We start from the raw sequence: 10,580 nt of genomic DNA, 5'->3' as shown, positions 1-10,580 counted from the left end.
GCACCGGCTTCGCCGGTGTTCGCGGGACAAGCCCGCTCCCACAGCAGTCGCGTCAACTTTTAGACATTGCATTCGAAACCGGGCTCCCCCCAAAGGGTGATTTCGAGCGCCCCTGGAGTGTGGGAGCATTCCCCAGCCCCACCCCTGACCCTGTCCCTGATCGAACTCCCAAGACCAGTAGCGAGCCCGGCTCGCCTACTGCGGCGTCCTGCATTCCATTTCAGGAGTTAGCAATGCATACAACAACAAATACAGACTCTGCCCCTGCCCACCATCCTGCGTCGCAACCTGCCGCTTCCGGCCGTTTCAGAAAGTCCATGAGCATGACCGCGCTGGTGTTGTTCGGCCTCGCCTACATGGTGCCCCTGGCAGTCTTCACCACCTACGGGCTGGTCACCCAGATGACCAAGGGCCACCTGCCCACTGCCTACATGCTGACCCTCGCCGCCATGCTCCTGACCGCCTACAGCTATGGCCGCATGGTCCAGGCCCACCCCTACTCCGGCTCCGTCTACACCTATACCCGCAAGGCCTTTGGCAGCCACTTCGGCTTCATCGCCGGCTGGACCCTGCTGCTCGACTACATCTTCCTGCCACTGCTCAGCTACCTGCTGATCGGCATCTACATGTCCGAATACTTCCCGGCGATACACGCCTGGGTGTGGGTACTGGGCTCGATCGCCCTGGTTACCTTCCTCAACCTGATCGGCATCGAATCGATTACCCGGGTCAACTGGATCCTGGTGGTCGCCCAACTGGTGTTCATCGTCGTGTTCGTGGCGTTGTCGGTGCGCAACCTGGGCGAGCAGGCGGCGCCGGTGTCGTTGCTGGCGCCGTTCCACCACGAGGGCTTCAGCGTGCCGCTGGTGATGGCCGGCGCAGCCGTCTTGTGCCTGTCGTTCCTGGGCTTCGATGCGGTGTCGACCATGGCCGAAGAAACCAGCAACCCGACCAAGCGCATTCCCCAGGCAATCATGGCGGTGTCGGTGATCGGTGGCCTGCTGTTCCTGCTGGTGTCGTACTTCGCCCAGCAGGTGTTCCCCGACTGGGCCAGCTTCGCCGACCCGGACTCGGCCTCGGTGGACGTGATGCGTCGGGTCGGCGGCGAGTTGCTGGTGACCGGCTTTACCGCCACCTACGTGGCCGGCTGCTTCGCCTCGGCCATGGTGTCCCAGGCCAGTGTTTCGCGGGTGCTGTTCGCCATGGGGCGCGACGGTGCGCTGCCACGGGTGTTTGGCCGTCTGGTCACGAAAAAGCGCGTGCCGGCCACGGCGATCATGCTGGTCAGCACGATGTCGTTGGTCGCCCTGTTCATCACCCTGGACACAGTCGCCAACATGATCAGCTTTGGCGCGCTGTTCGCGTTTTCTGCGGTCAACCTGGCGGTGGTCAAGCATTACCTGCTCGACCAGAAGCTGAGCGGCCCACGCAACTACCTGCTGTTCGGCGCCATACCGGCGCTCGGTTTCCTCAGCACGCTGTGGCTGTGGACCAGCCTGTCGAGCATGTCGTTCACCATTGGCCTGTGCTGGCTGGGCGTCGGTTTCCTCTGCCTGCTCGGGTTGACCCGGGCGTTCCGGGTGAGCCTGCCCGAACTGCAAATGGCGGATTGATCCGATAGCCGCATCAATCGATGTGAACAATGCAATTCTCTAATCAATGTCCCTGTCGCACCATTCCCGCCAATAAGAACCGTGCGCCGTTCCCAGCGGCGCACGTCACAAAAGCGGTATGGAGTACAGGCAATGACAGCAACAACCGCCTCCGGGCACTCCCGCGCCGGCGCGATCTTCCGGGTCACGTCGGGCAACTTCCTCGAGCAGTTCGACTTTTTCCTCTTCGGTTTCTACGCCACGCAGATCGCGGCGGTGTTCTTCCCTGCCAGCAGTGAATTCGCCTCCTTGATGATGACCTTCGCCGTGTTCGGCGCGGGCTTTCTCATGCGCCCGCTGGGTGCCGTTGTACTCGGCGCCTATATCGACGAAGTGGGCCGGCGCAAAGGGCTGATCGTCACCCTGTCGATCATGGCCAGCGGCACGATCCTGATCGTGCTGGTGCCCGGCTACGAATCCATCGGCCTGCTCGCGCCCGCCCTGGTGCTGGTCGGGCGCCTGCTGCAAGGCTTCTCGGCCGGTGCCGAACTGGGCGGTGTGTCGGTGTACTTGGCCGAGATCGCCACGCCCGGCAACAAAGGGTTCTTCACCAGCTGGCAGTCTGCCAGCCAGCAAGTGGCGATCATCGTCGCGGCGGCCCTGGGCTATGCCCTGAACCAATGGATGGCACCGGCGATGATCGCCGATTGGGGCTGGCGCATCCCCTTCCTCGTCGGCTGCCTGATCGTGCCGTTCATCTTCCTGCTGCGGCGTAACCTGGAGGAGTCCGAGGAATACGCCGCACGCAAGCACCGCCCGGCCAGGGCCGAGGTGCTGCGCACCCTGCTGCAGCACTGGGCCACGGTGCTCGCCGGCATGCTGATGGTGGCGCTGACCACCACGGCGTTCTACCTGATCACCGTGTACGCGCCAACGTTCGGCAAGACGGTGCTGCACCTGAGCACCGCCGATGCCTTGCTGGTGACGTTGCTGGTAGGGGTGTCGAACTTCATCTGGCTGCCGCTCGGTGGCGCCCTGTCCGATCGCATCGGGCGCCGTCCGGTGCTGGTGGCCATGACCCTGCTGACCCTGGCCAGCGCGTATCCTGCGCTGACTTTCCTGGTCAATGCGCCAAGCTTCCTGCACATGCTGGTGGTGCTGTTGTGGCTGTCGTTCCTTTATGGCCTGTACAACGGTGCGATGATCCCCGCGCTGACCGAAATCATGCCGGTCGAAGTGCGGGTGGCGGGCTTCTCCCTGGCCTATAGCCTGGCCACGGCCGTGTTCGGCGGTTTCACTCCGGCCATTTCGACCTTCCTGATCCAGTACACCGCCGACAAGGCCGCCCCCGGCTACTGGATGAGCTTCGCCGCGCTCTGCGCCCTGGGCGCGACGCTGTTCCTCTACCGCCGTTCGCGCGGTCAACTGCAACCGGCACTGTCCTGAGGGCGCTCGATCATGCGTAAAGTACTGCACGCCTTTGCCCTGCTCGCCTGTGCAAGCCTGGGCAGCGTCGCCCACGCCGAGCAGCTGCGGGTCATGACCTCCGGTGGCTTCACCGCCGCCTACCAGATACTCGGCCCGAAATTCGCCGCTGCCACCGGCAATACCCTCGACACCGCCCTGGGGCCGTCTATGGGGCAGGCGCCCGAGGCGATCCCCAATCGCCTGGCCCGTGGCGAGAAGGCCGACGTGGTGATCATGGTCGGCTACGCGCTCGATGAGCTGATCCGCCAAGGCAAGGTCGACCCGGCGTCACGGGTGGAGCTGGCCGATTCGCGCATCGGCATGGTGGTGCGTGGCGGCGCGCCAAAACCCGATATCAGCAGTGTGGAGGGGCTGAAGAAAACCCTGCTGGGCGCCAGGTCGGTGGCCTATTCGGACAGCGCAAGCGGCGTGTATGTGCACAAGCAGCTGTTCAAACGGCTGGGCATCGAGCAGCAACTTGCGCCCAAGGCCAGCATGATCGCGAAGATCCCGGTGGCCTCGGTGGTCGCCAAAGGCGATTACCAGGTCGGCTTGCAGCAGGTCAGCGAGCTGTTGCCGGTGCGGGGCGCAAGCTTCGTCGGCAAGCTGCCGGAGGCGGTGCAATCGGTCACGCGCTTTGCCGCAGGCATTCCTACCCATGCCGAACACCCGCGCCAGGCCAAGGCACTGCTCGCCTACCTGGCCGCGCCCGCTGCCCAGCAGACCGTGCAGGCCACCGGGCTGGATTCGGTCAGCCGCTGACCTCGACCTTCATGTCCACCACCAGGCGCTCCAGCGCCAACGCCGCCGGGGTCAGGGTTCGACCCCGGCGTTTGATCAGCCCGACACTGCGCATGACCTTTGGCTCGGTCAGGGCGACCTGGGTCAGGATCGGGTGATCACCCGCCGGCATCGCCATCGACGGCACCGCAGCCACCCCCAGCCCCGCCTCCACCAGGCCGATCATGGTGGTGACGTGGCGGGTTTCGCAGATGCTTTGACGTTGCGGCACGATGCCGCTCAGTGCCTGGTCGAGCAGGAAGCGATTGCCGGAGGTCTTGCCCAGCGAAATGTAGGACTGCTGGTAGAACTCGTCCCAGGTGATGCTGCTGCGCGCCGCCAGCGGGTGATCTCGCCGGCACGCCAGCACATAGCTCTCCTGCACCAGCGGTTCGAACTCCACATCGGCCTCCAGCGTGCCCATGAAGCTCAGGCCGAAATCCGCCTCGCCATCGACCACCGCGCCAAGCACCTCGTGGGCGCTGGCGTCCAGCACCTTGACCTTGATCCGTGGAAACTGCTGGTGGTAATACGCGATGACCCGGGGCATGAAGTAATACGCCGCCGACGGTACGCAGGCCACCGTGACCTGGCCGAGCCGCGTCGAGGCCACTTCGCTGATGCCCAGCAGGGCGTTGTCCAGGTCGTCGAGCAAGCGCTCGACGCTGGGCATGAAGCCCCGCCCGGCCTGGGTCAGGCTGACCTTGCGGGTGGTGCGCTCGAACAGCCGCACGCCCAAGGCATCCTCCAGCTTGTCGATGCGCCGGCTAAGCGCCGGCTGCGAGATACGCACCGCCTCCGCCGCCTTGCGGAAGCTGCCTTGCTCGACCACTGCGCGAAAGGCTTGCAGGTCGTTGAGGTCGAAATTGATGGCCATGGCGCGCACTCGGGAACTGGCGGATTGATGCAGCCATTTTATGAGTGCCGGCAATTAATGCAAAATATTACAGAGCCCGACGATGTCGTCTATCATCGCGCGTTGAACGTTTCAGCCAGTTTCAGTAAGGATCCCGATGTCTGTTCAGGAATTACCCCCGCTCGCCATCAGCAAAGGCGAAGTGGGCAAGATGGAAGCTGCCATGGCCTTGGGCAGCTTTGCCATTGGCACCGGCGAGTTCGCGATCATGGGGCTGATGCCCGATATCGCCGGCAACCTGCAGTTGAGCGAGCCGCAAGTGGGTCATGCCATCAGTGCCTACGCCCTGGGCGTGGTAGTCGGTGCACCGGCGCTGGCGATACTCGGTGCCAAGCTTCTGCGTAAACACCTGCTGTTGCTGCTGATGGCCCTCTACGCCGTCGGCAACCTGGCCACGGCCTTCGCCCCTTCCTTCGCCGGGCTGGTGGCGTTCCGCTTCGTCAGCGGCCTGCCCCACGGTGCGTATTTCGGCATCGCGGCCGTGGTGGCTTCGAGCATGGTGCCGAGCAACCAGCGTGCAGGCGCCGTGGCGCGGGTGATGATGGGCCTGACCCTGGCAATGCTGCTGGGCAACCCGATCGCGACCTTCCTCGGTCAATTCTTTGGCTGGCGCTCGGCGTTCGTGCTGGTCGGGGTGATCGCCCTGTGCACCATCGCCCTGGTCTGGCGCTATGTACCGCAACCCCGCAACGAGGCGCGCAGCGACCCGCGCAAGGAGCTGCAAGCCTTCCGCCTGCCGCAGGTGTGGATGGCGCTGGGCATCGCTGCCATTGGCTTTGCCGGCATGTTCTGCGTGTTCAGCTACCTGGCACCGACCATGCTGCAGGTGACGCAAGTGTCGCCGCAGTGGATTCCGTTTGGCCTGGCGGCGTTCGGGGTCGGCGGCATCATCGGCAACATTGCCGGGGGCAAGCTGTTCGACCGCCTGCAGTTCCGCGCCGTGGGCCTGGTGCTGGTGTGGTCGACGGCGGTGCTGCTGTTCTTCACCTTCGCGGCTCATGCCCTGTGGAGCCTGCTGCTGGGGATCGGCCTGGTGGGGACCATGATTGCCCTGGCGGCGCCGCTGCAGATTCGCCTGATGGACATCGCCCATGAGGCACCGAGCCTGGCGGCGGCTTCCAACCATGCGGCGTTCAATTTGGCCAACGCGCTGGGGCCCTGGTTTGGGGGCATGGCGATCAGTGCCGGGTTGGGGTGGACCAGTACCGGTTATATCGGCGCGGGTGCGGCGTTGGTGGGGTTGGGGATTTACCTGGTGGCGCGGCGGATGAAAGGCGGGGATTGAGGCAGACCCACAGCTATCAAAGCCTTTGGTTTACCTGTGGGAGCGGGCTTGCTGTGGGAGCTGGCTTGTTGTGGGAGCTGGCTTGTCCCGCGAAAGGGCCCGCCCAGAAAACAGAAGTGTATGGCCAGGGCTTCGCCCTGGTTCGCGGGACAAGCCCGCTCCCACAACAAGCCCGCTCCCACAGCAAGCCAGTTCCCAGAGCAAGCCCGCTCCCATAGGCCGCAGCAGGTCAGTACCCGGTCATTTCCAGGTAGCCTTTGCCACCACCACTGCCCGTCACTCGCACGGGGCCTTCCCAGTACGCAAACCGCGTGTTCATCCAGGCCTTCGGCTCGAACGCCTCGACCTGCACATCCACCTGCTCCGAGGTCACCTGCACCCGCCAGCGCGTTGGCACCGACTTGCCATTGTCCTGCCGCGCCCACGCCAGCGGCGTCAGTTCGATCTCCTTGCCCTGCAACGCCCGCGACCGCCCCTGGGCATCGATCCAGGTGCCAGCCCGGTAAGGCAGGCCCTTGTCCTCACGCACCTGGAACAGCATCAGCTTGGCGCCACCCTCCAGATGCAAGGAGAACCAGTCCCAGCCCCGCTGCCCAGCCGCCAAGGGCTGGCTGCTCCACTCCCGGTCCAGCCAGGCTTGGCCCTTCACGGCAATGCATAGCCCGGCGCGTTCGACCTCGCCGGTTACCTGATAGAACGGCTGGCTGTAGTAGTACGACGCCTGGCCCTTGCCGGATTTCTCGCTGTAGCCCTGCAGGCCGTGCAGCACCACGGGTTTGTCGGTGGCCAGGTTCAGGTCGTAGCGAAAGCCCGGCCCGCCCGCGCGCATGCGCAAGCGCTCGATACCGGGCTCACCCTGCAGTGACCAATCATCGATCCACGCCTGAAATGGCGCGGCCACCACGCCGGCCTGCCCCACTCCACCACGGGCCAGCGCTTCACCGACCTGGTGGCCGCCGGGCCCGGTCAATGCGGCGTGGCCCATCCACAGGTTCGGGCTGTCCCAGTCGCGGGTCTCCGGCCCTGGGCGCAGCGCCGAGCGGAACAGGGTCCATTGCGCACCCCAGGCGCGACCCTGAACATCTTCAAGGTTGGCAGTGATGTACCACCATTCGATGCGATAGCCGTCATGGGCGCCGTGGTCGCGGGGGAATTCCAGTGCCACGCCGGGCGTGACCTGCCTGAACGCCCCGGCCTCGTTGCCGAGCCCGGCAAAGCCCTTGGGCGCAGGTTCCGGCGCATCGCACCCGGCCAGCAACAGGCCGGCCAGCAGCAACCAGGCTTCAGGCTTCATCGGCGAACCGCCGCAACAGCACGCCTGGCTGGCTGCGCGCCAGTTGCCACAGCGGCCAGGCGCAGGCCAGCAGGCTGGTCAGCACGCCCAGTGTCCCCAGTTGCAGCAACTGGCCGGGAAACACCTGCCATGGCAAGCGCCAGCCAAATGCCTGGACGTTCACCACCGCCACCAGGCACCAGGCCAACAGCAGGCCCAGGGGAATCGCCAGGAGCACGGTGAAGCCACAGAGCATCAGGGCCTGGCCCAGGCACAGCCAACCCAGCCAGCGGCGCGGCACGCCCAGTGCCCACAAGGGCGCCAGTTGCCCCAACCGGCGCTGGCCGAGGGTCAGCTGGCTGATGAACAAGGCCACGCCGGCCACGCCCAGGGTCAGGCTGTTCAGGGCCGCGGTGACGGCGAAGGTGCGGTTGAAAATGGCTGTCGACCAGGCCTTCAGGCGGGCCTGCTCGACTAGCTGGTCGTCATCCAGGGCAAAGCGTTGCTGCAACTGCTGCTGGAGCGCGGCCACCTGGCCGGGCTGTACCAGCAGGCTCAGGCCGGACAGGTTGGCGGCCGGTGCATGGGCACGGAGCCAGTCGGCGTTGACCAGCACATGCCCCTTGGGGTTGCCGTAGTCGGCATGAATGCCGACCACCGTCATGGCCTGCGGCGGCTCGCCGGGCAGCGTCACGCTGTCGCCCAGCGCCAACCTCAGGCGCCGGGCCAATTGCTCGCTGAGCATGACGCCCCGGCCCGCTGCCAGTTGCGCCCAGGCATCCGCGTTTTGCGCCAGCAACGGCCAGTGGCTGCGGTAGAACGGATGATCGACCACCCCTTGCACTTGCACCGGCCAGTGCTGCAGGCGCCACTCCACCCGCCAGCTCGGCAGCCCGGCGTTGACGGCCGGCTCGCGCGGCAACTGGGCATACAGCTGCTGGGCCTGCGCGCTGTCGCGAGGCGTGACATACAGGTCGGCCGCCAGGCGCAGGTCAAGCCAACCGATGAAGGTGCGGCGAAACCCTTCGGTCATCCCGCCCACCCCGACACTGGCAGCCAACGCCAGCAGTAGCGCCATCAATGCAAGGCTCAAGGCCGGCAGCTGTTGTCGGCTGTCGGCGAAGAACCACTGCGCCAACGGCCGCCGCGCGTAGCGGGCAAGGCCGCCGAGCAGCAGCGCCAGCAGCCCTGGCAGCAACAGCGCCGCTGCCAGCAGCAATGCCGCCAGCAGACCGAACGCGCTGGGCAGGCTGTTGCCCAGGTAGCCACAGCCCAGGGCCAGCAGTAGCAGCACAGCCGCCGCCAGGGCCTGACGCCGCAGCCAGGGCACCTGGGCCAAGCGCCAGGCCTGCGGTTGGGCCAGCCCCAACAATGGCAGACGCGCGGCGCGCAGCAGGCTGTCGAAGCCAGCCAGCAACGCCCCCAGCAGGCTGACGACCATCCCCGCCAGCCACCACTGCCACGGCAAGTGCAACTGGCCGGCCACCTCGGCGCCGTACAGACCCCGCAGGCTGGAGGCGAAGTCGGGCAGTAACGAGGCGGCGATCAGGTAGCCGGCAAGCACGCCCACCAGGCCCCCCAGCAGTGCGAACAACCCCAGCTCCAGCGCCAGGGCCGCGAGCAGCGTGCGCAGGCTGACGCCACAGGCCCGCAGGGTGCGCATCAAGCTGCGGCGCTGCTCCAATGCCAGGCCGATGGCCGCATGGGCGATGAACAAGCCGACCACGAAGGCCAGCAGGCCCAACGCGGTGAGGTTGAGGTGAAAACTCTCGGTCAGTCGCTGCAGGTCGGTGTCGTCACTGGCCGGCTGCAGCTTGAGGTCGGCGGCAAGCGCTGCCGGCAGGGGCTGGTCGCTGTTGCTGATCAACCGCGACAGCTGTCCCGGGGCCTTGAGCAAGGCCTGGGCCTGGCCGATATCGACCACCACCACACCCGGCGCGAGGTGGGCGCTCAGGGCCAGGGGTGGCAGGCTCTGGCCTTCCACCGTGCGGATCTGCTCCCCGGCCTTGCGGCCCAGTTGGCGCAACGTGTCCGGGCCGACCCAGGTTTGCCCGGGCGCGACGACGAACGCCTGCAGGTCGAACCCTTGCGGGTCGGCGCCGGCAACCGCCATGCCTGGCAACAGGCTGAGCGGCTCGATGCCCACCAGCCTGACCGTCAGCGAGGGTTCGCCTGCCAGCTGCAAACGCCCCTCCAGCACCGGCGTCACCTGCCAGCCCTGCCTGCGCAATTGCACATACAACGCCTGGTCGAAGCGCTGCCCCTTGCGCGCGACCAGCTGCGGGTATGCCGGCCCGGCCAGCACCGCACGGGCCTGGGCGTAGTCGCTGCGGGCCTGGCTGTTGAGCGCCTGTACCCCGGCCCACAATGCCGTGGCCAGGCAGAGGCCGGTGAAGATGCTGATGCCCTGCAGGCGGTGGCGCCGCCAATGGCTGCACAGCGCCTGCAGGGCCAGCCCGAGGCTGTTCATGCGGTTTGCACCTGGCCCTGGTGCAGCACGCAGCGCTGCTGCAGGCGTGCGGCCAGCCGTTGGCTGTGGGTGACCATCAACAAGGTGCTGGCGGCTTCGTTCACCAGTTGCAGCAGCAGGGCCAGCACCTCGTCGCCGTTGTGTTCATCGAGGCTGCCGGTGGGCTCGTCGGCGAGCAGCAGCGCGGGCCTGCCGGCCAGTGCTCGTCCGATGGCCAGGCGTTGCTGCTGGCCGCCGGAGAGTTGCTCCGGGTAGCGCTGCAGCAAGGGCGTCAGCCCCAGCCTTGCGGCCAGGTGCGCTATCCAGGCCGGGTCGTGGCGGTTTGCCAGGCGCGCCTGGAAGGACAGGTTGGCGGCTACGTCCAGGCTGCTGATCAGGTTGTATTGCTGGAACACCAGGCCGATGCCCTCGCGTCGCCAGCGGGCCAGGGCGGATTCGTCACGGGGGTTCAGGGGGTGGCCGTCGATCAGGATGCGGCCACTGTCGGCGCGGTCGAGGCCGGCCAGCAGGTGCAGCAAGGTGCTTTTGCCGCTGCCGGATTCGCCCATCAGGGCCAGGCTGCTGCCGCGCGGGAGAGACAGGTCGACACCGCGCAGGACGTGCAGGGTGCCTTGGGCGGTGGTGAACGACTTGTGGAGTTGTTCGACGGCCAGCATGGGTGGGGGCCTTTTTGGTGGTTGGCTTGGGCGATGTGGTGGCGTTGAGATCGAGCGCCGCCCGCGCGGCGCATCGCGAGCAAGCTCGCTCCTACATTTGTTGCAACGTGCCACGGTCTGTCAGGCCATGGTTGTCCGCTT

General features: G+C 66.4%; 8 protein-coding genes. 4 read left to right on the top strand and 4 right to left on the bottom strand.

Annotated features, from left to right (window positions below):
• Positions 1-233 precede the first annotated feature (233 nt).
• The 3 genes from PMI38_RS18615 (at position 234) to PMI38_RS18605 (ending at position 3,821) form a co-directional block, all read left to right on the top strand.
• A complete protein-coding gene (locus PMI38_RS18615; RefSeq protein WP_008097134.1) occupies positions 234-1,613 on the top strand; it encodes an APC family permease in 1,380 nt (459 codons plus the stop codon).
• A gap of 132 nt (positions 1,614-1,745) precedes the next feature.
• Positions 1,746-3,038 carry an MFS transporter gene (locus PMI38_RS18610; protein ID WP_008097133.1) on the top strand — a complete coding sequence of 431 codons (1,293 nt, stop codon included), beginning with the start codon at positions 1,746-1,748 and terminating at the stop codon, positions 3,036-3,038.
• Between the two features lie 12 nt (positions 3,039-3,050).
• A complete protein-coding gene (locus tag PMI38_RS18605; protein ID WP_008097132.1) occupies positions 3,051-3,821 on the top strand; it encodes a substrate-binding domain-containing protein in 771 nt (256 codons plus the stop codon).
• On the opposite strand, the gene PMI38_RS18600 is transcribed toward PMI38_RS18605, so the two are convergent.
• Entirely contained in the window at positions 3,811-4,716 is a 906-nt protein-coding gene (locus tag PMI38_RS18600; protein WP_008097131.1) for a LysR family transcriptional regulator, read from the bottom strand. The two genes, PMI38_RS18605 and PMI38_RS18600, sit on opposite strands and share 11 nt — an antisense overlap.
• Positions 4,717-4,852: 136 nt before the next feature.
• On the opposite strand from PMI38_RS18600, the gene PMI38_RS18595 reads away from it, so the two are divergent.
• Positions 4,853-6,040, top strand: a complete 1,188-nt coding sequence (locus tag PMI38_RS18595) for an MFS transporter (protein ID WP_008097130.1) — start codon at positions 4,853-4,855, stop codon at positions 6,038-6,040.
• Between the two features lie 229 nt (positions 6,041-6,269).
• Here the strand turns inward: PMI38_RS18595 and PMI38_RS18590 are convergent, their stop codons facing one another.
• The 3 genes from PMI38_RS18590 to PMI38_RS18580 are packed head-to-tail and all read right to left on the bottom strand — an operon-like array spanning position 6,270 to position 10,439.
• Entirely contained in the window at positions 6,270-7,334 is a 1,065-nt protein-coding gene (locus tag PMI38_RS18590; protein WP_008097129.1) for a lipocalin-like domain-containing protein, read from the bottom strand.
• The gene (locus tag PMI38_RS18585; protein ID WP_008097128.1) at positions 7,324-9,783 is read right to left on the bottom strand and encodes an ABC transporter permease; all 2,460 of its coding nucleotides are present in this window, start codon (positions 9,781-9,783) and stop codon (positions 7,324-7,326) included. Before PMI38_RS18585 ends, PMI38_RS18590 begins: the two co-directional genes overlap by 11 nt.
• A complete protein-coding gene (locus tag PMI38_RS18580) occupies positions 9,780-10,439 on the bottom strand; it encodes an ABC transporter ATP-binding protein (protein WP_008097125.1) in 660 nt (219 codons plus the stop codon). The genes PMI38_RS18585 and PMI38_RS18580 overlap by 4 nt, the downstream gene beginning before the upstream one ends.
• Positions 10,440-10,580: the final 141 nt, after the last annotated feature.

This window comes from Pseudomonas sp. GM84 (genome assembly GCF_000282535.1).
Classification (GTDB): domain Bacteria; phylum Pseudomonadota; class Gammaproteobacteria; order Pseudomonadales; family Pseudomonadaceae; genus Aquipseudomonas.
The sequence above is the reverse complement of the archived record's forward strand: the minus strand, read 5'-3'. Positions and strand labels throughout refer to the sequence as shown.

Coding starts and splice junctions, on each gene's coding strand:
- PMI38_RS18615 (WP_008097134.1), top strand. CDS start 234: ATGCATACAACAACAAATACAGACTCTGCCCCTGCCCACCATCCTGCG.
- PMI38_RS18610 (WP_008097133.1), top strand. CDS start 1,746: ATGACAGCAACAACCGCCTCCGGGCACTCCCGCGCCGGCGCGATCTTC.
- PMI38_RS18605 (WP_008097132.1), top strand. CDS start 3,051: ATGCGTAAAGTACTGCACGCCTTTGCCCTGCTCGCCTGTGCAAGCCTG.
- PMI38_RS18600 (WP_008097131.1), bottom strand. CDS start 4,716: ATGGCCATCAATTTCGACCTCAACGACCTGCAAGCCTTTCGCGCAGTG.
- PMI38_RS18595 (WP_008097130.1), top strand. CDS start 4,853: ATGTCTGTTCAGGAATTACCCCCGCTCGCCATCAGCAAAGGCGAAGTG.
- PMI38_RS18590 (WP_008097129.1), bottom strand. CDS start 7,334: ATGAAGCCTGAAGCCTGGTTGCTGCTGGCCGGCCTGTTGCTGGCCGGG.
- PMI38_RS18585 (WP_008097128.1), bottom strand. CDS start 9,783: ATGAACAGCCTCGGGCTGGCCCTGCAGGCGCTGTGCAGCCATTGGCGG.
- PMI38_RS18580 (WP_008097125.1), bottom strand. CDS start 10,439: ATGCTGGCCGTCGAACAACTCCACAAGTCGTTCACCACCGCCCAAGGC.